This is a genomic window from Streptomyces specialis, from assembly GCF_001493375.1.
In the GTDB taxonomy this organism is placed as follows: domain Bacteria; phylum Actinomycetota; class Actinomycetes; order Streptomycetales; family Streptomycetaceae; genus Streptomyces; species Streptomyces specialis.
On the sequence record NZ_LN929755.1, the window covers coordinates 68,538 to 92,430 of the forward strand.

Consider the following 23,893-nt stretch of genomic DNA (forward strand, 5'->3'; position numbering starts at 1 on the left):
GATCCCCCCACGTGATCACCGCGAGCGAGTCACCGCCGACGTGACTCCGAACGAGTCCCGCGGGCCGCCGCCCGCCCTGGGCTCAGTCCTCGATGAAGACCTGCTCAAGGCAGGGGCGACCGTCCCGGTCGAGAACTCCCCAGCGGGTGGCGGGGACCGCAGACTCAGACCGTAGAACTCCTCGCTCTCCGGCCATGTGAGGACGACCGCTTCCGCCCGCTCCTCCTCGGTGAGGCTTCCCAAGAGGCCGTCCGGGGCCTGGGGGAACGTGCCGTAGTGCCCCGCCGCACTCACCGGTTCAGCCTGCTCAGCGCGTTGAGCATGACGCCGGGCGTCGGGTCCTCGATCGATCTCCACGTGGAGGTGCGGTCCCTTGCTCGGGTCGTGGTCGATGCGGAACCGTTTCCACGTGCCGTCGACGACATTCTCGAAGCCCACCACCTGACCGTGCGGGCTCACCGACTCCAGACGTCCCGGGTGCGCGGGTCGCTGTCATCGAGCAGGTCCAGGGCGCGATCGCGGGCTTGATTGATGTCCGCGTCGGTGCCCCGGCGGGCAGGTCGGCGAGAAGACAACGCCGTCCGGGTGCCGACGGCGAAGGCCAGGCCCGGGCCGGCCTGTAGCCGGGCTCGGGCGGTGGGTCAGAAGCTGCCGGTCAGCAGTCCTCGGCGGTGGTGGGTGACGTCGGCGTCGGCGTGGAAGCGGATCGACGTGCCGGGTCCGGTGAGCACGACGGCCTGCCGGGAGTCCGGCAGGTCCGCCGACTCCCAGCGTTCGACGGGCAGATGGGTCCAGCCCTCGACGCTCAGCGCGTCGACCGAGGTGTAAACGGTGTGCTCCTCCTAGGAGTTGAAGCCCCGCTCCCGCCACTCGGCGGGCGCGTCGGCCGGCAGACCCTGATGCCGGGTGCTGACGGTCACCGAGCGGTCGCGTTCGTCGAAGTGGACGGAGATGATGCCCGTGTCCGTCATCTCAGAGCCTTTCGTAGTACACCGTGTCGGTCGGTTCCGGGAGCCGCGTGCCGAGCCGGATCCGGTCCACGCGTCCGGCGTGCAGGTACGGGCCACCGTCGCCGTCCGCCGCCCGGTAGGCGGCGAAGTGGCCCACCGCGAGGGACGCGTTGCAGACGAACCGCACCACCTCCGCCCCGCCGGACCGGGCGCGGGCGGTGACGGCGACCCGCCGGTGCTCGACGGGCTCCACCGCCTCGATCACCACGTCCACACCCACCGGGAACGGCCAGCCCATCACCCGCACGTCCTCGGCGGCGAGGAAACGGATCTGGCACTGCAACCGGTCGCATCCCGCCGCCACCCACTCCCGCTCCGGCCGGTCGGGAAACTCCGGCAGATCCAGCCGCAACACCACCGTGGGCCCGGCACGATCGAGCCGGACCGACCGGAGCACCACGCCGTCCAGCGGCGGCACATCGCTGTAGTACCGATCGATCCGCTCGCGCTCGGCGAGCAGGTCGGCCCAGGGTGAGGCGGGGGCGATCATCGGATGACCGCTTTCCTCTCGTTCTCGATGAGGCTCCCCAGCAGGCCGTCCGGAGCCTGGGGAAACGTGCCGTAGTACTCCGCCGCGTTCAGTCGAACGTGGGTTGCGCGGCCCATTCCGTGGCGTCCGCGAGGTGCGGGGGCGTGATGGCCGCCGCGCCACAGGTGTACGCGAGCCACAGCAGGTCGAGGTGGGCGAAAAAAGACTCGGTCCCGCAATCGACCCAGATGCGGAGATGAGCCGGAGCCGGCCTGGTGAGGTCCCACCAGGCCCAACCCCTCATCCCGAATTCAGGCTCAAATCTCGAGAGCCAGTCCGACAACATCCAGATGCCGCTGGTGCCCGGATGAGTCAGATAACGCTCGCGGCCAGAGACAGCGAAATCAGGCGCGTTCTCTGCTTTCCAGGTCGAGGCGCACGCGAACCATTCGGGGATTCCGGCAGTTGGCAGCGGCTCGTCGAAGGACGCGGTCATGGCGACATCCAGCGCGGCGTTCAGCACCTCGCGCATGCGCCGCGCATATTCCTCTTCGCCGACGGTGACCTGCACATCGAAGAAAGCCAGCTCCGGCACACCCGCATGATCTGCCGGACGGTGCGCGATCCTGCTTTTCTCCTGCGCGAGTTCTTCTTCATATTCCAGCATCGTGATCGCCCCTGCTCTCAACCTGAGATGATCCTACCAGAGCCGGGAACGATAGCATTTTGGAAATCACCTAGCATGCTGCCCGGCAGGCCATACAGGTCCGTCCCCCGCGTCGGGTCGGAGATTTCCGGGCACACTCTCTTGAGTTCCCGCCACTCACTGTCCGTGAACATTTTCTGCCCATTTTCCAGAACAGGATTTTCTTGGGGAATCGCGGTCCGGCGTATCTGGTCGATAAATGAATCCTGGACATCAAAGGCAACGATCTCCCCTGCTCCATTACGGAAGTTGAGGGTGTGGGTGATATCGCCACTGAGGTTGACGTAGAGGTGCTGCCGACCACTGATGGTCACGTTGCCGTTGGCGTCCACGTGCATCCGCCGGCTCAGCCGGTGGTCGGTCTGCCTCCGGAACCCCGGGGTGGTGCCGGGGTGGGCCGCCAGGCCGAGCGGATCCGCCCACGTGAGCGGGTTGTGGACGTAGCCGTAGGGGTTCGGCGCGGGAGCCAGCCCCAGAGGGTCCGGGGTGACATAGCGACCGGTGTCCGGATCGTAGTGCCGGTGATAGTTGTAATGCCAACCGGTCTCCTCGTCGGCATACTGGCCCGGGAACCTCAGCGGCATTCCTGCAGAGTTTCCCGAGCCGGGAAGTTCGGCCCCCCAGACAGTGGCCCGGGAATGCCACACCACTCCGCCGTCGGCATCCACAAGCTGGGAAGGAGTGCCGATGAGATCGGTGACGATGGCGTAGAACCGGGTGTCGAACTCTTCTTGTTCGCTGCTCTCGGCCTGTATGACCGGGTGGGTGCCGTCGTATTCCCAGGTGATGCTGACCGGTCGGCTGCCTTCGGGGCCGGTGGTCGTCTGCTCGATGAGCGCGGCGTCATGCCAGGTGAAATCGACGCGCTGGAGAACGGTCACACCGTCATCGGCAAGCCGCAGTTTCGCCGAACGGCGACCGAACGCGTCGTACAGATAAATCCAGCGCGTTCCGTCGGGAGTGGTGACCGCGGACAAACGGTCCTCCGCGTCCCATTCGTATCGCCATGTGCCCGGCTTCTTGGACAGCCTGGTCTTCTGCCGGAGCACGGTCCGCCCGGCCGTGTCGTACGCGTAACGCACGGTTCCGGCCCCGGTCAGTCGCGTGCCGGTGTAGGTGCGTTCGCCGGTGGCCTCCGGGTTCTCCGGCCAGTGGGCCGTCACTTGATCGCCGGAGGACGCGTAGGCGTACTCTTCGCCGCTTCGCGGCCCCGTCACCGCCGTCACCCGTCCGCTCGCCGTGAGAGCGAAGTCGGTCGTGACTCCCGATTCCGTCATCGAGCGCACATAGTGGTCCGCCCGGTAGGCATAGGAACGCTCGGTCGTGACCCTGCCCTGGGAGTTGGTCCCCAGGATGCCGGTGAGACGCCCTGCGGGGTCCCACTGCATGGTCATGGCAAGACTGTCCTGGACACGCCGGGAGATCTGCCGGCCCGCCGCGTCGTATCCGAAGACGACGTTCCAGCCGTCCATCGTCAACGCCGACGCCCGGCCCGTCTCGTCATAAGTCCAGGCGCTGGTCCGGCCCGAGGGCGTCGTGCGGGTGAGGACCCGCCCGTTCTCGTCGTACGTCAGTCGCATCGCACGGCCGTTGACGGATTCCATCGTCATGAGGCCACTGCGGTCGTACTCACGCACAAGGTCGGTACCCGGACTGGTCGCGCGCACGACACGACCCAGGAGGTCCCGGGTGAAGGTGACCACTTCGTCGCCGACGGTCTTCTCCGCGACGCGGCCCAGGACATCATGCCGGTAGGAGACCGTTTGTCCGGCCGCATTGGTGCGGGTGACGATCTGGCCGGCCGCATCGTGGACATACGTGGTCACGCGGCCGTCGAAGTCGCTCTGGGAGACCAGACGTCCCGCGGCATCGTAGGTGTAGTCCCAGGTCAGGCCGTCCGGGCGAACGACCTGGGTGAGCCGGAGTTCGGTGTCGCGCAGGAAGGCGTAGCGCACGCCATCAGGTCCGACTCGCCGCGTGGGGAGGTCGAACGCCCCGTAGTCGGTCGTGGAGACGGCACCGTTCTCATCGGTGCTCGTCAGGCAGTTCCCTTCGCCGTCCCAGGACCAGACGCGGACTCCGCCGAGCGGATCGACCATGCGCCGGGGCTTGCCCTCGACAGTCCACTCCATGCGGGTGACCGCACCCAGCGGGTCGGTGATCTCCCTGACGCGGCCGAAGGCATCGCGCGCATAGCGAGTCACCTCGCCTTGGGGATCGATGACGGCCGTGGGCAGACCGGTGGCATCGCAGCGGACCCGCGTGGTCCTCCCCTGCGGGTCAGCGATGGTCGTCAGGCCACCATGGCGATCGTACGTGTAACGGGTCCGGTTCCCCGCGGGGTCGAGGAGAACTGTGCAGTTGCCGGCCGCATCGTACGCCTGCCGCCACGTCGCCCCGTCCGGCTGGGTCACCTCGGTGGTCAGCCCGAGCTCGTTGTAGGCGATCCGCGTCGTCTGCCCGTCGGGCCTGACGACGGCGACCACGTCCCCATGGTCGTCGTGCTGGTACCGGGCCGTGCGGCCGAGGGGGTCGGTGATGGTGAGGGCGCGGTCGTAGCGGTCGAATTGCCGGTGGGTGGTGTTGCCGAGGGGGTCGGTTTGGGCGATGAGCTGGTAGCTGTCGTTGAACTGGTAGACCGTGGCGTGGCCGAGGGAGTTGATCGCTGTGGTGCGGTTGTTGTCGGTGTCGTAGGTGTAGCGGTATTCCAGGACGCGGTCGGTGCCGGTGGTGTATACGCAGCGGCCTTCCGTGTCGTACTCGTAGGAGTACCAGTAGCCGTTGCGGTCCTCCCACTTGGCCAGGCGGTGGTGGTCGTCGTAGGAGAACTTCAGTGGCAGGCCGGAGGAGTTGTAGACCTCGCAGAGCAGGCCGGCGTTGTCGTAGCCGTAGCGCAGGAGGACCGGCTGGTCGGGGTCGTTGAGCAGGCGCAGTTCGGTGACGCGGCCGTCCGTCGTGGTGATGCCGAGGTGGTAGCCGCCGTCGTGGATGACGTCGGTGGGTGCGCCGGTTTCGTCGTATGCGACGCGGATGCGGTTGGTGTTGCGGTCGGTGATCGCGGTCAGCGGCAGTTCGCTGCCGGGGCGGCCGGGGACGGCGGCGAAGTGCAGGGTGCGGCCGGTGTGGCGCTGGTGGATGGCCAGCGGGGTGCGGGGCTGCCCGTCCGAGGACAGGCGGGAGCGGGGGGGTTCGACCGGCATGGCCTGGTCGCCGGGGATGGGGCGCGGGTAGAGCAGGGTCAGGGCGTCGGCGGTGAACAGCCGGGCGCCGTACTCGTCCAGCACCAGGCGCTGGTCCAGCGTCGAGGCCCAGGAGGTGCCGAACCAGCGGCCCGAGCGGTAGCTGGAGATGTGGTGGCGTTCCAGGATCAGCGGCAGGACACCGGGCAGTTCGACATCCGTCGCGGACATCACCAGCTCGCCGGTGGCCATGTCCACCGGGTCACCGCACAGGTTGCGCCCGTCCATCTCGGTGGCTTGCCGGCGGGTCTGCCGCCCCAGCCGCAACGCCCCTTGCCGCATGCCGCGCAGGCCGGTGGTGGCCAGGGAGCGTGCGCCTCGGGCGAGGCCGCCGAGGGTGGTCAGGCCCTTCATGCCGGGGATGCAGTCCAGGGCGGCGAACGCCACGTCCAGCAGGGTGGCCTGGCCTTTTGCGTATTTGACGAGGGTGTCGGCCAGCACGATCAGCGCGGCGGCCAGTACGACCCAGGCCAGCGGCCCGCCGATGATCATCACCACAACGCCGAGGACGGCGACGATGATCTTGCATACCTCGACGATGGTGTCCCAGTTGTCCTGGACCCACTTGAACGCCTTCTCCCACCACTTCCGGTTCTGGATACCAGCGTCCGACGCCTCATCGATCGCCGAAGCACACACCCGCGCGCCATCCTCACGCAACCCGCGCGCCTGTTCGGCCAGTTCGCGGGCGGCGGCCAGATTGTCCTCGGCCGTCGCGACCCGGTCCCGCGCCGCCCCGGCAGCGGCGTCCGCCGCCTGCCGGTCCCGCACCGCGTTACGGACGTCCTCCTCCGACGGCGGCTCGGGCGCGTCCCCCTCCTCCTCCAGGCGTTCGGCCTCCTCCCCGGCCCGGGAGACCCAGTCCTCCGCGTCCGTCAACTGCGCCTGCGCGGCGGAAAGATCGGCCTGCGCGGCGATCGCGCGCTCCAGCGCGCGGTCCGCCATGCCCTGCGCGGTCTGCAACTCCGGCCAGTACCGCGCCAGCGCGTCCGCCGCCATGTCGTACGACGTCTGCAACTTGGTCAGGTTCTCCGGCACCCCGTCGAACTCGCTGCGGAACGCGGTCGCCGACAACCCCGACCAGTCCGCCACCGCACGGTCCGACGCCATCCCCCGGATCCTGCCGAGAGCTTCACCGACATCGTCCGCGAACGTCTGCAGCTCCTCCGCCAGTTCACGGACCTCGTCCGGATTCCCCGGCGTCGGATCCGAGTCCATGTCCAGCGGACTCCAGTCAGAAGGACGCGCCATGTGCATTTCCCCCAGCCACCGCGTGCGTTGATCAGGGCAACGTTAAGCGAACGATCTTCCCCGTTCGACAGCGGTCCTGTCACAGATCCTGGACAGACCGGAACCCGCACACAGTCGCAACGCGAAGCAAACCGGCCCATGCACGGCAAGCCACCCAGCGGAAAGCCCCGCCCGCCCGGGAACGAAGGAAAGACGGACGGGCGGAGCCATGGTGATGCCCTCACCGCATAACGCGGCACCCAGCCAAGGGCGGACCAGGCCCGGAGCATCGAGCCCGTCGGCTCAGGAACGTGGCACGTCTGCCACTGCTCGGGCACACCCGGTCGGAACACCACCGGCCCACACGCGGGACTGTCAGCTACCCCGGTCGTGTGGGAGTCGGCAGAACGGGACTACGTGCGGTCCCCGCCGCGAGCCGCGGTCAGGATGGGCAGCCAGCGCGCCGCTATCGCCACCAGCCGGCGGCCCAGTGATCGCATCGCTCTCCGGCCCGACCGCCGGAGCCCCCCACGCGGCCGGGCGTGGGCGCGGGGTGAACGAGCCTGGTCGGGGCGTTTCACCCGGGCGACCGGGAGTGCCGGATCGACGCGCCAATGCCGCTGTGACGTCACGACGAACTGACTGTGTTCCAACCCGAGCCACCGCGTATGGTCAAGTGCCCACATGCCCACCGGCTTCGGGTCGTTGTCCGACAGCGGTGATCCCGCACCGCACCGCAGGCACCGTGCCCCGTAGAGGCCGTCCGGCGCACATTCGGCACGTTCCGCGCTCACCACCCACTCGGCGCCCCTGATCACCGCATGGCTCATGGCAGATCACCCCGTGTCAGCCGGGCACCTCTGCTTTCCGCGACCCGTAACACTCGGCACAGACACTGCGCGAGCTGCTTGGCCGCGAAGCGCAGGTGTTCGGCCGACATGGCGGGGTCGTCGAGTATCGACCGAAGGTGCCGCAACGCCTCGGCACCGGTGGCCAGTTGAATGGTCTCCGTCTGATCGGCCAACGACGCCAGTTCCCCGCCCTCGCCCTCCGGGGAGAGGAAGCAAGGACCACCGTCCTCGCCCGGCCACGGCAACAGCCGCGCGCCTTCGGGAGCCTGGCCCTGGCTGATCAACTCCATGAGCGGGGAAGCTTGAGCCTGCTCGCTGTTCCCCATGTCCACCAGGGTCCTGGACCATGGCGGCGCCGCCCAGGGACGTAACGTCCCAGTTACGCCACGTTACTGCGCGACTCCCAGAAACTGTGCCAGCTTTCGCAGGCCCGGGGGGCGTGCGGGGCCGGCCCACAGGTCCGTCACGATGGCGACGGCCAGCGCGTGGTGTCGCATCCAGACGGGTGCGACCCGGCGCAAAGCTTCCAGGACCTTCACCGCCCCGGCCGCGTCTCCCATGTCCGTGTGGGCCCGCGCCACGTCCAGCAGCAGCCAGGTACGCCATGACGGCGGCGTGTCCTGGCTGAGCCGCATCCCACGGGCGAGGCTCAGCGCTTCCTCCGGTCGGGCGTGCTGAACGGCCAGTCTCACGCGCTCGATCCGTACCGACGATCGGCTGAAGACGGACACCATCTTCCCGTTCACCGGGGGCGGAAGGGTGCTGAGCCGCCCGGCCGCACGCTCGGCGGTGGTCATCATGTCGCTGGCCTGGTCGTAGTCCCCGCTCCGGGCGGCGCTGGTGGCCGCCGACATGAGGAGACCGCCCCACACCCGGAGTCCCTCGGCCGTGTCACCGTGCGCGTTCTCGACCTGATCGGCAGCGGACACGGCCAGGCGTTCCGCGTCGTCCAGGCGATTCTGACGCTGATATGCCCAGGCCACCGAGTTGCAGATCATCGGAGCGAGGAGGGGGTCGGAAGACGCCTGCGCGGCGTTCATGGCCCGCTCCAGGCTGATCAGGGCCAGGTCGGTCTTCCCCATGCGAATGGCCAGATGGCCGGCGAGTTGCAGGGTCTTGGCCAAGGCCGCCTGCCCCTTGGCCCGTTCTTCGGCGCTGCCGACAGCGGCGGCGAGCTGGGCATCGGCGATGATGCCCGGCAACACCTGCATGAGCCTGTCGAACTCGGCGGCGTGGTAGAGGGTCCAGCCGTCGGTGATCTCCGCGCGCAGCAGCCCGAGCGACAGCGTCTCCGCCCCGGTGGGCTCCGGCGGAGGAGCGAACAGGGGCGGCATGATGGCGCGGCGTACCGCTATCAAGGCCGGAGGTTCGGCGTCACCGTTCGACGGCACACCGGGCGGGTCGCCCAGCAGCGCGGTGACCTCCACTCCGAGCCCCCTGGCCAGGGCGTGCAAGGTGGGCAGCCGGGCGGAGTGCTTGCGTTTCTGTTCCAGCTTCCGGACCACATCCGCCGACACCCCGGACTTCGCGGCCAGCGCCTCTGGCGTGAGATCCGCCAGCCGACGCAACCGCGTCAGGCGGTCCCCCAGATGCTCAACTGCCATGACACCGAGGCTACGCCCACCATGCCCGCCCCTGCCGCCGTCTGCTTTCCCGAGCCTGGCCCCGCGATTCCCCACCGCAGATCGATTGTTGCGAGGAATCAGAGACAACACGGTGACCGGCCCTGGACGCGGGACGGTGTCTTCACGGTGCCGTCCAGGGCGTCATTCCGGTGACATTTCTCCGGATTGCTTCTACCGTGCCGTGCATGAGCGCGACACCCAACTCCGCACTGAAGGCCGTCCGCATGGGCCTGTTGATGAGTCAGGACGACTTCGCCAAGGCACTGCGCGCGGCAGGTATCCCCGGAGCGTCGAAGCGGCTGGTGCAGCGCTGGGAGGCGGGGACGACCGGCACTCCGCGCCCGACCCACGCCCGCGCGCTGGAGCAGGTGACCGGAGTCCCGATCGAAGTGCTCGGCTTCGCGACTCCCGTGCCCCTGGCCCGGGTGACCGGCGACGGACGGGGCGGGCACGACGTCGAGACCTCCCCGGAGGGCATCCCGGCCGCGGCGTCACCGGTCCCCCGGGCCCAGCCGTCCGCCGCGCCCCGCGCCCGCGCTAACTACTCCGGCATCTGGCTGTCGCGCTACGAGTACTTCAGCTCGGGACGCGGCGAGAAGCACACCGGCCTGCACCACGTGGTCGTGCTCCAGCACGGCGGCAAGCTCACTGTCCGCAGCCTTCCCGGCTCGTCCGATTCCTCCCTGACGATCGACCTGGAGGTCGACGGCAAGGTGGCGACCGGTACGTGGTCGGAGCAGACCGCCCCCGACAGCTACTACCGGGGCGCCCGCTACCACGGCGCCATACAGCTCGTGATCGAGCTGACCGACCGGAGGATGTCCGGCAAGTGGGTCGGCTTCGGCAAGGAGTTCGACATCAACACCGGACCGTGGGAACTGGTCTTCCAGGACCCCTCGACCTCCAAGGCCACCATGCAGCAATACAACCGGCCCCCCACCTGACGGACAACGGACCGCACACAGCGGGCGAGTCCCGGGCTCCGCCCGCCAGGTGCGCGGATGTGTCGTGCCGCGCCCTGACGCATGCCTCCGCGCGCCCCTCCCGGAGAAGACCGGACACATCAACCGGGCCGCCGGCCGTGGGACGCTGAGCATCCCCACCGCAGACCACATGGAGCGCCCGGTGAACGACGCCATCGCCGCCCTGTTGCAAGGGATCAGAGACAACACGGTGACCGCCCCGGACGGCAGCATGCCGGTCGGGGAGGCGGCCGGCCGCTTGGACGACCTCGTCGCCGAGGTCGCCGGGAAGCGGTATCGGATGGAGCTGAAATCCTTCGCCTCGCCGGACAACCCGTCGGCGCTGCTGGTCAGCGCCCAGGACTGGGAAGACCTGCGCGACGCGCTGGCCCTCGCCCTGAACGAGATCTGCCGCCTCAACGGGGTCGAACCCACCTCGCACGAGGACTTCCTCGCCGAACTGCGCGGAGAGGGAACGGGCCCGTGAGCGCGGTCGAGTGGTTACCGCAGGCCAAGACCGCCATGAAGCGGTACCGCCAAGACGACCCCAAAGGCATCGACATGGTGCTGGACTCCGTGAACCTCCTGGCGAAGAACCCGCGCCCGGCCGGGGCCCATCCCTACGGGCCCGATCATTTGCGCATCCACGTGGGCCATTACCGGATCTTCTACAGGATCAAGCAGAACAGGCCGGTCATCCTGGAGATTCAGACCGTGGGGCGCAGAAACTGATCCGGCGAACAGTCCTCGAACTCAGTCGAGGAACAGGGTGGCCAGGTTCGGGAGGTGGTGGCGGGTTCGGGTTTCGTCGTGGGGGGGCCAGTTCTCGCCGAAGGCTGCCTCTTATACACATTTCCGAGCCCACGAGACAGGCAGAAATATCGTATGCCGGCTTCTGCTTGAAAAAAAAAAAACACACATATGCTACAACCTGTGGGGGTGCTATAAAATAACTGGTAAAACTCAAGTTCTAAGCTAAAGTCTGCAACGGAAGCGTGAGAGGTGGATAAGAGACAGGATCCAGCCGAGGACGCCGATGACCAGGAGCGGTCCGGCGACGGCGGCGGTGATCTCGTCCCAGCCGCCCTGGTGGGCGAGGGTGATGAGCTGCTCCCTCGCGAGGTCCGCGCGACGACCGTTCATACGCCGGCCAGCAGGGCGATTCCGGCGGTGGTGTAGCCGATCATGGCGGCGAGCAGGGGGAACTGCCCGACTCCCGCGTGCCGGCGCGGCATCAGCCGTACCGCGCGGTCGTGCGCGGAGGCCACGCCCGCCACGTGGCCCAGCACGATGGCGGCGATCTGCGTCCAGGCGATGGCGGTGGTGGACACCAGGAGGTAGTCGACCCGCTCGCCTTGCGTGCCGAGGAGGTTCCAGCCGCGCCCGAACGGGTCGTTGGCGAGGAGGACGCCTTGCTGGCCCTGGAAGAGGGCGAACGAGAAGTAGTGCGCGACGGTGTAGCCGATCGCGATGGGGATCAGCGAGTGGCTGAACTCGGTGTACGGGTGCGGCGACCGCCGCAGGTAGGGCAGGCTGACGCGGACCGCGAGGACGTAGACCCCGGTGACGGCGGCGACGCAGCCGAGCAGTCCGGCGGTGCCCAGCAGCAGGTAGGGGGCGCGGGCGGTGCCCCGGATTAGGTCGCTCCAGACGGGGGTGCGGGTGAGGCCGTCGAACGCGGTGGAGCCGAGCAGCACCAGCACGTTGGCGGTCAGGGCGCGGGAGCGCGGCAGGGCCGCCAGCCCGTCGAAGGGGTCGCGCAGGACGAGCGTGCCGTCGGCCCGGCGGCCGAACGGCGCTGCGGCGGCCACCAGCGAGGAGTACGCCTCGAAGCCGTCGGCGCGCCCGAACCAGCGGGGGCCGAACACCGCTCCGGCGACGGTGTGCAGCAGCGCGTATCCGGGGACGAACGCGGCGACGGCGCGCGGCGATTCGGAGTGGTCGTAAACCAGTTCCAGCCAGAGGAACGCGAGCAGGCCCGTCACCGCGGCGGCGGGTCCGAGCCAGTCGGGCGCCGGGCGCGGCGGGCGTCCGCGCCGTACGAGGGCGAGTCCGGCGGCGAGGGTCCGCAGGGGGTTGAGGAGCCGCCAGACCGGGCCGAACAGCAGGGACGCGGGGACGAGCCCGACCCAGAACCACACGTAGAACCAGGTGGGCGCGGGGTTGACGTCGGCCGCGTCGGGTCCGGCCCAGGCGACGGTCAGGAAGACGGCGAAGAGCGCGAGGCCGAGCCCGCGCAGCGCCCGCCGGGTGGCGGGGGCGTCGGCCGCCCGCCGCACGCGCGGCGGCAGCGGACGGCCGGCCCGCGCCCCCCGGAGCCGTGGCCGTTTCCAGAAGACGGCGAGGGCGAGGAAGGACACCAGGAGGGCGACGACTCCGCCGCCCAGCGCCAGCCAGAGCGGGAGGGCGAGATCGGAGCGGCCTCCCAGGCCGTGCGCGAGGTCCATCACCCGACCTCGATGCGGACGACCAGGAGGTGCGCGCCGTGCAGTTCCACCTCGAAGACGCCGGGGATGTCGGCGGTGAACGTGAGGGTCGCGGGGGTGCCGGGCGCGACGTCGGCGCTCAGGTCGTAGCCGTGGACGTGGAGTTCGTCGGCGGTGTCGGTGGTGACCCGCAGGGTGACCTCCTCGCCCCGTTCGACGGAGACCGTGTCGTCGCCGCCGCGCACCTCGGAGCCCTCGACGTCGCGGCTGATGACCGTGGCCTCGGGTGACGGCGACGGCTCGGTGGGCGTTCCGGCGGGCGTCTCGGCGGGCGCGGAGCCGGACGTGGGACCGGGCGCGGCGTCGGGGGTGTCGCTGTCGCCGCAGGCGCTCGCGGTGACCAGCCCGGCTCTTTTACACCTCTCCCAGCCCCCGGGGCAGGCAGAAATATCGTATGCCGGCTTCTGTGTGCAAAAAAAAAACCAAGCAGGGATAAGGGTTGCTTCCAGGGTGGACCGCAGGGTGTGGGTTTCGCCGGTGACGCGGAGGTATGCCTCGCGGATCGGGGCGCTCAGTGACTGGTAGCCGATCCAGCCGCCCTCGCCGCGGGCCATCCTGCCGACGATGGGGAGGGCGGCCAGGGAGTCCGGGTCCCGTACGGCCGCGCCGAACGTGTCGCCGCCCAGCAGGATCAGCCCGTCCCTGAAGTCCATGAAGCCGTCGTCGCCGCAGCCGCCTTCGATGAGCCGGGCCGCGTTCCACAGGGGGTAGCGGTAGGCGCAGTCCTGCCGGTCGATGGCCCACAGCGCGAACGCGGCGATCTCGCGCGGCTCCAGCGCGGCGAGTTGGTCGGTGAGCGCGCCGGGCAGGGGGTCGTCGGGCCGGTCCCGGTCGTCGGCGCGGTCGCCGACCGCGGACCGGGCCGCTTCGATGAGCGCCCACCAGACCTCGCCCTCCATGGCCGGGATCCTACGCCGGGCGCCGGACATCGCGGCCGGAACGCCTCATTCCGCCGGGATCGGTTCCTCACACTCTGCCATGCTTTGGGGTGTGATTACCGGGTATCCGGAGGTTCATGGTTCTCCTCAAGCCCCCCGGGGTGTACGCGCCGCAGCACGACACGTTTCTGCTCAAGAGAGCGCTGGTGCGCGAGCGTCTGGGCACGGGGGCCCGCGTGCTCGACGTGGGCACCGGGACGGGGGCGCTGGCCCTGGCGGCGGCCCGGCACGGAACAGGCGCCCGTGTCACGGCCGTTGACACCTCGCGTCGCGCCGTCCTCACGGCGAGGGTCAACGCCGCGCTGTCCCGGCTGCCGGTGCGGGTCGAGCACGGTGACCTCCTGGCCCCGGTGGCCGGGCGGACGTTCGACCTCGTGCTCGCCAACCCGCCGTACGTGCCCGCGCCGGACGGCGACGCGCCCCGGCGCGGGCTGAGCCGCGCCTGGGACGCGGGGACGGACGGGCGTGAGCTGCTGGACCGCCTCTGCGCCGGTGTGCCGTCGCTGCTGCGGCCGGGCGGTGTGGTGCTGATCGTCCACTCCGGGCTCTGCGATCCGGAGCTCACGGTGAAGATGCTGGAGAAGGAACGGCTGCGGGCGGAGGTCACCGATCGCCTCGCCGTTCCGTTCGGGCCGGTGATGCGGGCCCGCGCCGCGTGGCTGCGCGACCGGGGCCTGCTCGGACCGGAACAGAACGAGGAGGAGCTGGCCGTTGTCCGCGCCGAACGCGTCGTCTGACGAGACGCCGACCCGGGTCTGGCAGGAGCCGGGCGGCCCGATGCTGGTGGAGGGGCCGGTGGAGTTCGTCCGCGAGGACGGCACCACCGTCCGCTCCGACCGCCCGGTGGTCGCGCTGTGCACGTGCCGCCGCAGCCGCATCGCGCCGTTCTGCGACACGAGCCACCGCCGCCGCGTGCGGGAGTGACCCCTCACAGGGGCACCCGCAGCGCGGAGTCGCCCGCGCGCCAGGCGGCGAGGAGCCGTTCGCCGAGCCGGTCCTCCAGCCAGCCGGTGGCGTCGAGGCCGAACACCACGTCCGGCTCCAGTTCGGGCTCCTCGGCGAGCAGCCCGCCGATGACCTCGCGGCGCACGATCTGCTCGTGCACGGCGTCGGCCTCCACGTGCTCGGCGTAGAAGTGGACGGCGGCCGGCCCGGCCCCGGCCCGTTCCATCGCCTGGGCGAGCCGCCGCGAGCCGGGTGAGGAGGTGATCTCCACGGCCGCGAAGTGCCCCACGAGCGCGCCGCGCAGGGAGCGGCGCAGGCCGAGCAGGGACATGAGGTTGACGGTGGCCAGCAGTTCGGCCGTCGCGGGCTCCAGGTAGCGGCCGTAGGCGGGGTCGAGACCGAGGTCGGTCATCAGGTCGGCGAACAGCTTGGCGTGGACCCGTTCGGCGCGCCCGGAGCCGAACTCGTCGTACTCGACGGCGACCAGTCCGGCCTTGGCCCGGCCGGTCAGCCGGGGGATGGCCCAGGCGTGCGGATCGGCCTCCTTGAGGTGGTAGAGCGACCGCAGCGCCACGTACTCCCGCAGGTGCCACTTCTCGCCCTCCTCCCGCAGGTAGTGGGAGACGCCGGTCCCGTGGACGGGCTCGACCAGCAGCTCCTCCAGCGCGGACGCCACATCGTCGTGCACGGGCACGTCCCGCCGCAGGGCGTCGAGGAACCGGCGTTCGAGCCCGCCGCGCAGCCGCAGCAGGTCGGGGTCCCACTCCCAGCCGTCGTCCACGCCGTCGATGCCCCGGTAGTGCAGCTCGTAGCAGAGGTACAGGGCGAGGTGCAGGTCCTCCCCGTACGGGTCGGTGTCCTCGGGGACTTCCCCGGGGAGCGCGAGGCCGCCGCCTCCCAGTGTCTCGATCACGGCGGCGGACAGCTCTCCCCGCGCGGCTGGCAGCTTCATCCCGTTCTCCTCCCGGTCCGGATTCCCCGGACCGGCTACCCCGGACGACCTGCGCGAACCGGGCGGACCCCGCCCACTATACCCCCTATACCACAGCCCCCCCACAGCTCACGCCCCTCCTCTCTCTAGCCCTCCCTCAGCCCACCACACATAGAGGGGCCGGGCCGGCCGGGGGACGCGGGCGCCGGGTGCGGGAGGCACGGACGAGGAGGCCGACGGTGAGGCCGAGCATGAGGAGGAAGACGGCGGCGACGGAGAGGTAGCCGAGGGTCCACATCCAGCTCGGCACGTCGCTCCGGGTCTCGCGGCGCAGCAGGTCCTGCTCGGCGACGAAGTCCAGCGTCTGGCCGTCGGAGGCGGTGAGCGCGGGGGCCGGGATGCCGGGGTCGGCGGGCAGGTAGACGGGCAGGGCGACGAGGTCGCGCGGCCCCTGGGGGAGGCGGACGACGGTCTTCCAGCCGGTGCCGCCGGCCGGCACGGGCGCGGTGGTGCGGTACCGGCCGTCCCCGGTCTTCTCCAGGTCCTCGCGGACGATGCCGCCGCCCTGCCAGGAGAAGACGGTGAACCAGGCGGCGCCGTCCGCCAGGTCCGCCGGGTGGAGCTGGAGGGTGACGTCGACGACCCGGTCGTCGCCGGAGCCGGACTCCTCCAGGAAGACGGTGGCGCTGCCCTCGGTGGTGTCGGTCGGCGGGATGACCCAGCCGCAGGCGGCGAACACCGCGGCCAGGCCGAGTCCGGCGACGAGTCCGGAGGGCGCGGAGCGGGGGCGTGCCACGGGGGCGGTGCCCGCGCGGCCGGCGGTCGCGACGGCCTCCAGTCTCGCGCCGAGCCAGGCGCCGGCCAGTGCCCCGGCGAGGCCGACCCCGGCGCACAGCAGCAGGGCGACGGTGAGCAGGTCGGCGGGCCAGGCGATCGGCATGGCGAGGCGGGACCAGCCGAACTCCACGAGCACGCCGAGCGTTCCGACGAGCAGGCCGCTGGTGGCGGCGAACGCGGCGCGGCGGCGGTCCGGCGGGAGGACCAGCGCGACGGCCTCGATGATCAGCGCCGCGCCGAGGACGAGCGGGATGTGCGGGACGCTGCGGCCCACGGAGGCGTCGAAGGCGGCGACGACGAGCCGCAGTCCCATGTAGACGGCGAAGATGATCAGCAGGGAGCCGCGTGGCAGCCTGACGCGGGCGGCGACGAGGGCGAGGGCGGCGAAGGCGGTGAGCAGCACCGGGTTGGCCAGCAGCGGGAACTGGGGGCCGCCGAGGTCGAACTCCATCAGGTAGGCGTTGAGACACAGGACCACCCAGCCGGCGGTGCCGATCTCGTAGACCGTCAGGTAGCGGTTGTCGCCGACGACCTGCCGGGCCTCGGCGCACAGCAGCCAGGAGCCGAGCAGCGCGAACAGCGCTCCGCCCAGGAGCAGCACGTGCGTGGGTCCCCACAGGGTGACGTCCTGGCCGAACATGCGGTGCCACACGTCGTCCATGGGGAAGGCGATGAAGCCGAGGCAGGCGCCGGTGAGGATGACGACGGCGCCGTAGGGCACGCGCCAGGTGGGGCCGAGTTTGAACGCCCGCCGGGGCAGCGGTTTGCGGGCGAGGGCTATCGCGATGCCGCCGGTGGCGACCATGCCGAGGAGGCCGAGGAAGATGAAGTAGTGGGAGGGGTTGGCCAGCGGTCCCTCGTCGCGTCCCATGTCGTAGTGGTAGGGGACGTCCCAGTAGACGCCGATGCCGGCGAGGACGATCGACAGCAGGTGGAGCGGGCCGGTGAGCGCGGCCCAGCGGGGGGCGCCGGTGACCGCCGCCAGCCGGTCGGCGGCGCGTCCGACGAACGTGCCCCCGCCGGTGGCCTCGCGCCAGATGACGAAGGCGACGGCGGCGAACATGGCCATCGTCGCGACGAAGACGATGACGATCTGGGAAAGGGCCGCGCCGCCCGCGGAAGCGGCGAGCCCCTCCAGGGAACGAGACATGACCTTCCTCCCTCTCGGGTCGCGGCGGCGCCCCGGGCGCCGTCGCCGGGTGGAAACATAGCCACGCACCGCTGCTGACAGAAGGTCTAACAAGGAATGTGACGCACATCTCGCGTCCCGCCCGCGTCCCGCCCCGGCGGAGCCCGGCCCGGCACGCGGGGAACACGACGCGGTAGGTTCTGCGGGGGTGGCCGTTCATCCGGCCGACACCGGAGGGCGATCGGGTGGCGCGGGAACGACGACGGGAAGACGGCACGGTGAACGTCCGGACGCGCTGGGCGGCGGGGGTGCTGTGGCTGCTGGCCGGGTTCCTCGCGGTCCGGGAGGCCGTGACGCCGCTGCGGCGGCCGGCCGGTGAACGGCTCACCGCGCTCCACGCCTGGCTCGGCGCGGACGGCCCCCGCTACGACGACGGCGGCGGCGTCCCGTTCCCCGAACCGCCGTTCGTGGCGCTGCTGCTGAAACCGCTCCCCCACGCCCCCGGCGCCGCGCTGGACGCCGCCTGGCTCGTGGGCACCCTGCTGCTCGTCGCCGCCCTCGCGGTGGTCGCCGCGCGCGGTCTGCCCGCCCCGGTGGCGGCGCGCACCGCGTGGCTCGCCGCGCCCGGCGCGCTCTGCCTGCTGCTGGTGGCGCGACCGGTGCGCGAGACCCTCGCGGCGGGGCACCCGGGGCTGCTGCCGGTCCTGTTGGTGCTGGCGGGCTGGCTCCTGGTGCCCGGGGAACGGCGCGGGGGCGTGGTGATCGGTATCGGCGCCGCCGCGCAGCCCGTGCTGCTGCTCTTCGTGCCGCTGCTGGCGCTGACCGGCCGGCGGCGCGGGGCGGCCGGGGCGGCCGGGGCGTTCGCCGCCTGCACGGCGGTGGCCTGGGCCGCGCTGCCCGGCGCGTCGGGCACGTACTGGTGGGACCACACGGCGGGCGCCGGGCTCGGGGCCGTGCCGGACGCCGTGACGAACCAGTCGCTGCACGGCGCCCTGCTGCGGCTCGGGCTGAGCGGGCCCGGGGAACGGGTCCTGTTCCTCGCCCTGGCCGCCGCCGTCTGCGCCTGGGCGCTGCGCCGCGCGGTCCGTTACGCGCGGGACGACCAGGCGCTGCTGGCCGCCGCCGTCATCGGCTGCGCGGCGCTGGTGGCGACACCGGTGGCCGGGGAGCACCAGCAGGTGTGGATTCTGCTCGCCGCCGCCGGACGGGCCGGGCGGCGCACCGCCGACCGCCCGGTGTGGCCGGTGTTCGCGGCGCTCGTGGTGGTGCTGGACGGCACGGTGCTGGTGCCCAAGATGGACTCGCTCGCGCCGATCGGGGACAACTTCCCGCTGATCGCCGCCCTGCTGGCGGCGTGCGCGGTGCGGTTCCTGCCGCGCGGCTCGCAGGTGTGGGCGCGCCCGGTGGCGGCGGGCCCGGCCGGTCGGCCCAACCTGCTGCTGGAGCTGCTGCTGATCCGCGTCGGGTACTTCGTGTACTCGTGGACCCGGGGCCGCGCGGCGGGCGACCGGGCCACGGCGGAGGCGCACGGCCATCAGGTGCTGGACGTCCAGCGGTTCCTGCGGATCGACATCGAGTACGACCTCAACCACGCGGTGGCGGGCTCCCGTTGGCTGGCCGACGCGATGGACTTCTACTACCACACGTTCCACTTCGCGGTGCCGCTGACGATCCTCGGCTGGCTGCTGGTCAGCCGCCCGGCGGTCTACCGGGACGCGCGGCGGGCGCTGGCGTTCACCACCCTGTTCGGACTTGTCGGCTTCTGGCTCTACCCGCTGGCGCCGCCGCGCCTGATGCCCGGCCTGGGGTTCATCGACACGGCCAACGGCCCGCAGGACTTCGACGATCCCCGGTACGGGGTGCTGACCGGGATCTCCAACCCCTACGCGGCGATGCCGTCGCTGCACGTCGGCTGGTCGCTGTGGTGCGCGCTGGTGCTGTGGCGGCTGGCGCCGCCGCGTTGGCGCCCGGTGGCCGCGGCGGGTTTCGCCTATCCGCTGCTGACGACGGTGGTGGTGATGGGCACGGCCAACCACTACCTGCTCGACGCGGTCGGCGGAGTGGTGGTCGTCGCCGGTGGTTTCGCCGCCTCCCGGGCGGTCGGCCGCGCGCTGACGCTGCGGACGGCGGTGCCCCCGCCCGCGACGAGCCCCGAGCGGGCCGGGGAGCGGATGCCCGAACGGGTCTGATCCGGCTCCCGCCGCTCCGCCCGATCTCCCCCGGCCCGGCCCGGCTTCCCGGTCATGTGAGGGGGAAGTCGAAATAGGTGTCCGGATACGGTTCGCCCCGCAGGGTGTAGTGCCACCACTCGCACTCGTAGGAGGCGAATCCGCAGGATTCCATCAGGGTGCGGAGGGTCTGCCGGTTCTCCGCCTCGGCCCGCGTGATCCCTTGTGCCCCGTGGTGCGAGAGCACGTCCATCAGGTCATGACCCCCGCCCATGGGGGCCAGTTCGCCGGTGGCCAGACTGTAGAGCGTCAGGTCGACGGTGCTGCCGCGGCTGTGGCCGGACTTGGCGGCCACATATCCCTGGTCGAACATCGCGGCCCTGTCGATGTTCGGGTAATGCCGTGACTTCGTCCGGCCGTCCTCCGGCTGTTCCGACCAGCGCAGAAAGCAGTCCACGGCGCGCTGCGGGCGGTAACCGTCCCACAGGAGCACGCCGAGGCCGAGGGACCGGGCCTTGTCCCGCACTTTTTCCAGGGCGGCGCACAAGGCCGTCGTACCGACGATCCGATTGGCCAGGTATCCGTCCACCGGCTTGCCGGTGAAATTGTCCCAGGTGGCGTACTTGGCGTCCCAGCGTATGCCGGGCACGCGTTCGTCCACATAGACGAAATCGTCCATGAAGCCCTTCACCGCTTCTTCTCCGCCAGCGCCGACGTCACCATCCGGTCGATCACTTCGCCGAGCGGCAGCCCCGCGGCCGTCATCATCCGCGGATAACGGCTGTACGAGGTCATGCCCGGCAGGGTGTTCACCTCGTTGAGGACCACTTGTCCATTCTCCTTGAGGAACATGTCCACCCGGGACAGCCCCCCGCATCCCAGGGCGCGGTACACGGCCTTCGCCGTCTCCTGGACGAGCGCCCGCGACTCCGCCGGAATGTCGGCGGGAACGATCGCCGTCGAGTTCTCCGAGCCGCTTTCCGGCGCGTCCTCCTGATGGATCTTGAAGAAGCCATGGGACAGGGCGATGCGGTCCACCTCGCCGGTGATCAGGTCAGGATCGTTCCCGAGAATGGCGCATCCGACCTCGCTGCCGACGACGGCCTCTTCGATGAGCACCTTCGAGTCGTACTGCCTCGCGGTTTCCACCGCACGCGACAGCTCCTCTTTCCGCTTCACCTTGCTGACGCCGAAGGACGACCCCGAACGGGCCGGCTTCACAAAGACGGGATAGGTCAGCCGGTCGGGATCGATGTCCTCGTCCGCCGTGACGGTCCAGAAGTCCGGTGTGGCGATTCCCGCGCTTCTGGCGACGACGTAGGCGAGGGATTTGTCCATGCACAGAGCGGAGCTCTGGATGTCGCAGCCCGCGTAAGGGATGCCGGAGAGTTCCAGCAGGCCCTGCGTGGCACCGTCCTCGCCGAGCTTGCCGTGCAGAACGGGCAGCACGACGTCCAGACGGATCACCGTGTACTTCCCCCGCTCCAGCACCAGCAGTCCGTGGACGTCTCGGTCCGGTGACAGCACGGCCGGACGGCAGTCGCCGTTCTCCCACTCCGCGCCCGGGCCGTCACAGAGTTTCCAGGCACCGCTCCGGGTGATGCCGATGTAGAACGGTTCGTACTTCCCGGTGTCGAGGTTCTTCGCGACCTCTTGCGCGGATTTCACGGATATGGGGTGCTCCTCGGAGCAGCCCCCGAAGATGATGCCGACTTTCAGCCTATCCATGATGATTCCTGCTTTCGAATTCCAGGCAGTTGGCGAGGGAGTTCTCGACGGTGTCGCTCAGGGCGTGGTCCGTGTAATAGGCGCTGTGCGGGCTGATCAGCACGTTCGGCATCGCCTGGAGCCGTAGCAACGACTTGCTTCCGATGGGCTTGTTCCTGTGATCGGCGTAGAAGATCCCCTCTTCTCCTTCGAGGACATCCAGCGCCGCGCCGCCCAGCCTGCCGTTCTCCAGGGCCGTGACGAGGGCCTCGGTGTCGAGGAGGGCACCGCGTCCGGTGTTGATGACGAACGCGCCGTGCTTCATCCGCTCGATACGCCGGCCGTCGAGGAGATGGCGCGTCTCCGGGGTCAGCGGCACATGGAGCGAGACGATGTCGCTGCGCCGCAGCAGTTCGTCGAGAGGGACGTAATCGGCGGCGACATGGGGATGATGGTCGTGGGCCAGCATCCGGCAGCCGAATCCCCGCAGCCTGGCCATGACCGCCGCGCCGATGCGTCCCGTTCCCACCACTCCGACGGTCAGATCGCGCAGCTCTTTCCCGCGCACGTCACTCAGCCGGTAGTCGTGGACATCGGCACGCCGGATGACGGATTTCGCGTGGCGCACCGCCATCAGCATCAGCATCAGCGTGTAGTCGGCCACGCTGTCGGGCGAATAGGCGACATTCCCGACGCGGATGCCGACGCTCTCGGCGTACTCCACATCGATGTGGTTGTACCCGACGCTCCTGGTGGAGATATACGTGACGCCGGCCTGGGCGAGCGCGCGGAGGGTGGAATTGGTGACGGGAGTCTTGTGACCGATGCTGACGCAGCGGTTTCCGTGGGCCAGGTCGACAGTGGCTTCGGATACCGGCGCCTCGGTGATGGTCGGTATGACGCCGAAGCGAGGCGCCATCTCCCGGAACAAGGCGGCCTCGTCCTTCCCGCAACCATAAATCGTGATTCCCCTGGCGGGGACGAGCGAGGAGGACGAGGACACCAGCGATCGGGTGCGGCGGGCCGCTGTTCGGACTGGTTCGCTGGAGGTCATGGGTCCACTCAAGGCGGATCGATGTTGTCGGCACGTATGCGGCTTTCGATATACCGACAATATGTTACTTGCAGGTAATATATCGTGGGCTTATCGAAAACCGCATACACGTCGGCAACGCCCCGCCGCCTTCACTGGGGGCATGACCTCCCGCGTATCACCCTTCGTCACGCACCCCGCCGGCCCGCTCCCGCACGCCGGCCTCCGCGCCGCCCGCGCGTGATTCCGCTCAGCGTCGGCGAGATCGCCGAGGTCGTCGGCGGGACGGTCGAGGGCGACAGCGGCGTGAAGGTGACCGCGCCGGCCGTGCTCGACGGCCGCCAGGCCGAGCCGGGCGGCCTCTTCGTCGCCTTCGCCGGCGAACACGCCGACGGCCACGCGTACGCCGGCCAGGCCGGCCGGGCCGGCGCGGTGGCCGTCCTCGGCTCCCGGCCCACGCCGCTGCCCACCGTCGTCGTCGAGGACGCGCGGGCCGCGCTCCAGGCGCTCGCCGCCCACGTCGTGGCCCGGTTGCGCGACGGGCTGACCGTGGTCGGCGTGACCGGCTCCCAGGGCAAGACCAGCACCAAGGACCTGCTGGCGGCCGTGCTGTCGGGCACCGCGCCGACGATCGCCACCATCGGCACGCTCAACAACGAACTCGGCGTGCCGCTCACCATGCTGCGCGCCGACGCGGCCACCCGGTTCCTGGGGCTGGAGATGGGAGCCCGCCATATCGGGGACATCGCCGCGCTCACCGCCCTGGTCGCGCCCGACATCGCCGTCGTCCTCAGCGTCGGCCAGGCCCACCTCGGCGAGTTCGGGTCCCGCGAGGCCATCGCCACGACCAAGGGCGAGCTGGTGCGGGGGCTGGCCCCCGGCGGCACCGCCGTCCTCAACGCCGACGATCCCCGGGTGATCGCGATGCGCTCGCTCACCGGCGGCCCGGTGCTGACCTTCGGCCGGGCGGCGCACGCCGACGTACAGGCGCGCGATCTCGCGACGGACCGGCTGGGCAGGCCGTCGTTCACGCTGCGGACCGCCGACGCCTCGGCTGCCCTCACCCTGCCGCTCGTCGGCGCCCACCAGGCGCTCAACGCGTCGGCCGCCGCCGCGGCGGGACTCGCGGCCGGCGTACCGCTCGACGTGGCCGCGACGGCGCTGGCCACCGCCTCGCTGTCGAAGTGGCGCATGGAACCGCGCGACCTCGCCGGGGGCGCGACGCTGCTCAACGACTCCTACAACGCCAACCCCGACTCGACCCGCGCCGCCCTGGACGCGCTGGCGGCCGTCGAGGGCGGGCGCCGTATCGCCGTCCTGGGCGAGATGCGCGAACTGGGCGACGCCGGCGAGGCCGAGCACCGCGCGGTCGGGAAGTACGCCGCCTCCCGGGCCGACGTGGTGGCCGCCGTCGGCGAGGCCGCCCGGCCGATCGCCGAGGGCGCGGGAGAACGGGCGGTGACGCTGCCCGACAACGCGGCGGCCGTCGACTGGCTGCGCCGCCACCTCGCCCCCGGCGATGTCGTACTGGTCAAAGCCTCCCGAGGGGCACGCCTCGACGAGGTCGCCGCCGCGCTCGCATAGGCGTACGGCGCCACGCCCTCCGGCCGGGCGTGGCGCCGCGTGC

The 23,893-nt window shown here is 70.6% G+C and carries 22 protein-coding genes and 1 pseudogene; 7 read left to right on the forward strand and 16 right to left on the reverse strand.

The annotated features are described in order from the left end of the window. Positions 1 to 15: 15 nt before the first annotated feature. From BN2279_RS00340 to BN2279_RS00365, 8 genes are all read right to left on the reverse strand, one after another. Positions 16 to 438, reverse strand: coding sequence for a hypothetical protein (locus tag BN2279_RS00340; RefSeq protein WP_159037009.1), 423 nt, complete (start codon positions 436 to 438; stop codon positions 16 to 18). 404 nt (positions 439 to 842) lie between these two features. Beyond that, positions 843 to 971 (reverse strand): hypothetical protein, encoded by a 129-nt coding sequence (locus BN2279_RS30905; RefSeq protein WP_267887102.1) that lies wholly within the window; start codon positions 969 to 971, stop codon positions 843 to 845. Position 972: 1 nt separating this feature from the next. Further along, positions 973 to 1,500, reverse strand: coding sequence for an Imm50 family immunity protein (locus tag BN2279_RS00345; protein WP_059005664.1), 528 nt, complete (start codon positions 1,498 to 1,500; stop codon positions 973 to 975). Between the two features lie 88 nt (positions 1,501 to 1,588). Continuing rightward, positions 1,589 to 2,146 carry a hypothetical protein gene (locus BN2279_RS00350; RefSeq protein ID WP_059005665.1) on the reverse strand — a complete coding sequence of 186 codons (558 nt, stop codon included), beginning with the start codon at positions 2,144 to 2,146 and terminating at the stop codon, positions 1,589 to 1,591. 17 nt (positions 2,147 to 2,163) lie between these two features. Continuing rightward, on the reverse strand, positions 2,164 to 6,675 hold the full coding sequence (locus BN2279_RS00355) for an RHS repeat-associated core domain-containing protein (protein WP_159037010.1): 4,512 nt from the start codon (positions 6,673 to 6,675) through the stop codon (positions 2,164 to 2,166). Positions 6,676 to 7,067: 392 nt separating this feature from the next. Next, positions 7,068 to 7,484, reverse strand: coding sequence for a DUF7848 domain-containing protein (locus BN2279_RS31645; protein WP_456112187.1), 417 nt, complete (start codon positions 7,482 to 7,484; stop codon positions 7,068 to 7,070). Beyond that, the gene (locus BN2279_RS00360; RefSeq protein ID WP_234347221.1) at positions 7,481 to 7,831 is read right to left on the reverse strand and encodes a hypothetical protein; all 351 of its coding nucleotides are present in this window, start codon (positions 7,829 to 7,831) and stop codon (positions 7,481 to 7,483) included. Before BN2279_RS00360 ends, BN2279_RS31645 begins: the two co-directional genes overlap by 4 nt. 63 nt (positions 7,832 to 7,894) lie before the next feature. Beyond that, positions 7,895 to 9,109, reverse strand: a complete 1,215-nt coding sequence (locus BN2279_RS00365; protein WP_059005667.1) for a helix-turn-helix domain-containing protein — start codon at positions 9,107 to 9,109, stop codon at positions 7,895 to 7,897. A 206-nt stretch (positions 9,110 to 9,315) separates the two neighbouring features. Between BN2279_RS00365 and BN2279_RS00370 the strand changes: the two genes are divergently transcribed. The 3 genes from BN2279_RS00370 (at position 9,316) to BN2279_RS29660 (ending at position 10,824) form a co-directional block, all read left to right on the forward strand. Beyond that, on the forward strand, positions 9,316 to 10,074 hold the full coding sequence (locus tag BN2279_RS00370) for a helix-turn-helix domain-containing protein (protein ID WP_059005668.1): 759 nt from the start codon (positions 9,316 to 9,318) through the stop codon (positions 10,072 to 10,074). 181 nt (positions 10,075 to 10,255) lie between these two features. After that, a complete protein-coding gene (locus tag BN2279_RS29655) occupies positions 10,256 to 10,579 on the forward strand; it encodes a hypothetical protein (RefSeq protein WP_199827580.1) in 324 nt (107 codons plus the stop codon). Next, the gene (locus tag BN2279_RS29660; RefSeq protein ID WP_059005670.1) at positions 10,576 to 10,824 is read left to right on the forward strand and encodes a type II toxin-antitoxin system RelE family toxin; all 249 of its coding nucleotides are present in this window, start codon (positions 10,576 to 10,578) and stop codon (positions 10,822 to 10,824) included. Before BN2279_RS29655 ends, BN2279_RS29660 begins: the two co-directional genes overlap by 4 nt. Before the next feature lie 243 nt (positions 10,825 to 11,067). On the opposite strand, the gene BN2279_RS28970 is transcribed toward BN2279_RS29660, so the two are convergent. The 3 genes and pseudogenes from BN2279_RS28970 to BN2279_RS00390 form a co-directional block, all read right to left on the reverse strand. Beyond that, positions 11,068 to 11,235: a hypothetical protein gene (locus BN2279_RS28970; protein WP_159037011.1), complete on the reverse strand. Its 168-nt coding sequence runs from the start codon at positions 11,233 to 11,235 to the stop codon at positions 11,068 to 11,070. Then, positions 11,232 to 12,539, reverse strand: a complete 1,308-nt coding sequence (locus tag BN2279_RS00385; protein WP_059005671.1) for a hypothetical protein — start codon at positions 12,537 to 12,539, stop codon at positions 11,232 to 11,234. The genes BN2279_RS28970 and BN2279_RS00385 overlap by 4 nt, the downstream gene beginning before the upstream one ends. A gap of 473 nt (positions 12,540 to 13,012) precedes the next feature. Next, positions 13,013 to 13,477, reverse strand: a pseudogene (locus tag BN2279_RS00390) (DUF4240 domain-containing protein); the annotation flags it as partial. A 116-nt stretch (positions 13,478 to 13,593) separates the two neighbouring features. Here BN2279_RS00390 and BN2279_RS00395 point away from each other — a divergent pair. Then, positions 13,594 to 14,253, forward strand: coding sequence for a HemK2/MTQ2 family protein methyltransferase (locus tag BN2279_RS00395; protein WP_059005672.1), 660 nt, complete (start codon positions 13,594 to 13,596; stop codon positions 14,251 to 14,253). After that, positions 14,228 to 14,440 (forward strand): CDGSH iron-sulfur domain-containing protein, encoded by a 213-nt coding sequence (locus BN2279_RS00400; RefSeq protein WP_407702166.1) that lies wholly within the window; start codon positions 14,228 to 14,230, stop codon positions 14,438 to 14,440. The genes BN2279_RS00395 and BN2279_RS00400 overlap by 26 nt, the downstream gene beginning before the upstream one ends. A gap of 4 nt (positions 14,441 to 14,444) precedes the next feature. Here BN2279_RS00400 and BN2279_RS00405 read toward each other — a convergent pair whose 3' ends face one another. Together BN2279_RS00405 and BN2279_RS00410 are read right to left on the reverse strand one after the other, a co-directional pair. Continuing rightward, complete coding sequence (locus tag BN2279_RS00405; protein WP_059005673.1) at positions 14,445 to 15,413, reverse strand: iron-containing redox enzyme family protein; 969 nt, start codon at positions 15,411 to 15,413, stop codon at positions 14,445 to 14,447. Positions 15,414 to 15,549: 136 nt separating this feature from the next. Further along, positions 15,550 to 17,379: a hypothetical protein gene (locus BN2279_RS00410; RefSeq protein ID WP_059005674.1), complete on the reverse strand. Its 1,830-nt coding sequence runs from the start codon at positions 17,377 to 17,379 to the stop codon at positions 15,550 to 15,552. A 257-nt stretch (positions 17,380 to 17,636) separates the two neighbouring features. On the opposite strand from BN2279_RS00410, the gene BN2279_RS00415 reads away from it, so the two are divergent. After that, positions 17,637 to 19,547, forward strand: a complete 1,911-nt coding sequence (locus BN2279_RS00415; RefSeq protein WP_234347227.1) for a phosphatase PAP2 family protein — start codon at positions 17,637 to 17,639, stop codon at positions 19,545 to 19,547. A gap of 52 nt (positions 19,548 to 19,599) precedes the next feature. Here the strand turns inward: BN2279_RS00415 and vanX are convergent, their stop codons facing one another. From vanX to vanH, 3 genes are read right to left on the reverse strand one after another with little or no spacing between them, the layout of a single operon-like run. Next, positions 19,600 to 20,205 carry a D-Ala-D-Ala dipeptidase VanX gene (gene vanX / locus BN2279_RS00420; protein ID WP_059005738.1) on the reverse strand — a complete coding sequence of 202 codons (606 nt, stop codon included), beginning with the start codon at positions 20,203 to 20,205 and terminating at the stop codon, positions 19,600 to 19,602. 8 nt (positions 20,206 to 20,213) lie between these two features. Next, positions 20,214 to 21,254 (reverse strand): D-alanine--(R)-lactate ligase VanA-Sc, encoded by a 1,041-nt coding sequence (gene vanA-Sc, locus BN2279_RS00425; protein ID WP_059005675.1) that lies wholly within the window; start codon positions 21,252 to 21,254, stop codon positions 20,214 to 20,216. After that, entirely contained in the window at positions 21,247 to 22,287 is a 1,041-nt protein-coding gene (vanH, locus tag BN2279_RS00430) for a D-lactate dehydrogenase VanH (RefSeq protein WP_079031686.1), read from the reverse strand. Before vanH ends, vanA-Sc begins: the two co-directional genes overlap by 8 nt. Positions 22,288 to 22,506: 219 nt before the next feature. Here vanH and BN2279_RS00435 point away from each other — a divergent pair, with 219 nt between their 5' ends. Further along, complete coding sequence (locus tag BN2279_RS00435; protein WP_059005676.1) at positions 22,507 to 23,850, forward strand: UDP-N-acetylmuramoyl-tripeptide--D-alanyl-D-alanine ligase; 1,344 nt, start codon at positions 22,507 to 22,509, stop codon at positions 23,848 to 23,850. Positions 23,851 to 23,893 lie beyond the last annotated feature (43 nt).

Bases quoted from the DNA above. Each gene is read 5' to 3' on its own strand.
- vanA-Sc (WP_059005675.1), bottom strand. From the start codon at position 21,254: ATGGATAGGCTGAAAGTCGGCATCATCTTCGGGGGCTGCTCCGAGGAG.
- BN2279_RS00365 (WP_059005667.1), bottom strand. From the start codon at position 9,109: ATGGCAGTTGAGCATCTGGGGGACCGCCTGACGCGGTTGCGTCGGCTG.
- BN2279_RS30905 (WP_267887102.1), bottom strand. From the start codon at position 971: ATGACGGACACGGGCATCATCTCCGTCCACTTCGACGAACGCGACCGC.
- BN2279_RS00360 (WP_234347221.1), bottom strand. From the start codon at position 7,831: ATGGGGAACAGCGAGCAGGCTCAAGCTTCCCCGCTCATGGAGTTGATC.
- BN2279_RS00350 (WP_059005665.1), bottom strand. From the start codon at position 2,146: ATGCTGGAATATGAAGAAGAACTCGCGCAGGAGAAAAGCAGGATCGCG.
- BN2279_RS00395 (WP_059005672.1), top strand. From the start codon at position 13,594: ATGGTTCTCCTCAAGCCCCCCGGGGTGTACGCGCCGCAGCACGACACG.
- BN2279_RS28970 (WP_159037011.1), bottom strand. From the start codon at position 11,235: ATGAACGGTCGTCGCGCGGACCTCGCGAGGGAGCAGCTCATCACCCTC.
- BN2279_RS00345 (WP_059005664.1), bottom strand. From the start codon at position 1,500: ATGATCGCCCCCGCCTCACCCTGGGCCGACCTGCTCGCCGAGCGCGAG.
- vanH (WP_079031686.1), bottom strand. From the start codon at position 22,287: ATGACCTCCAGCGAACCAGTCCGAACAGCGGCCCGCCGCACCCGATCG.
- vanX (WP_059005738.1), bottom strand. From the start codon at position 20,205: ATGGACGATTTCGTCTATGTGGACGAACGCGTGCCCGGCATACGCTGG.
- BN2279_RS00385 (WP_059005671.1), bottom strand. From the start codon at position 12,539: ATGGACCTCGCGCACGGCCTGGGAGGCCGCTCCGATCTCGCCCTCCCG.
- BN2279_RS00405 (WP_059005673.1), bottom strand. From the start codon at position 15,413: ATGAAGCTGCCAGCCGCGCGGGGAGAGCTGTCCGCCGCCGTGATCGAG.
- BN2279_RS31645 (WP_456112187.1), bottom strand. From the start codon at position 7,484: ATGAGCCATGCGGTGATCAGGGGCGCCGAGTGGGTGGTGAGCGCGGAA.
- BN2279_RS00410 (WP_059005674.1), bottom strand. From the start codon at position 17,379: ATGTCTCGTTCCCTGGAGGGGCTCGCCGCTTCCGCGGGCGGCGCGGCC.
- BN2279_RS00370 (WP_059005668.1), top strand. From the start codon at position 9,316: ATGAGCGCGACACCCAACTCCGCACTGAAGGCCGTCCGCATGGGCCTG.
- BN2279_RS00355 (WP_159037010.1), bottom strand. From the start codon at position 6,675: ATGGCGCGTCCTTCTGACTGGAGTCCGCTGGACATGGACTCGGATCCG.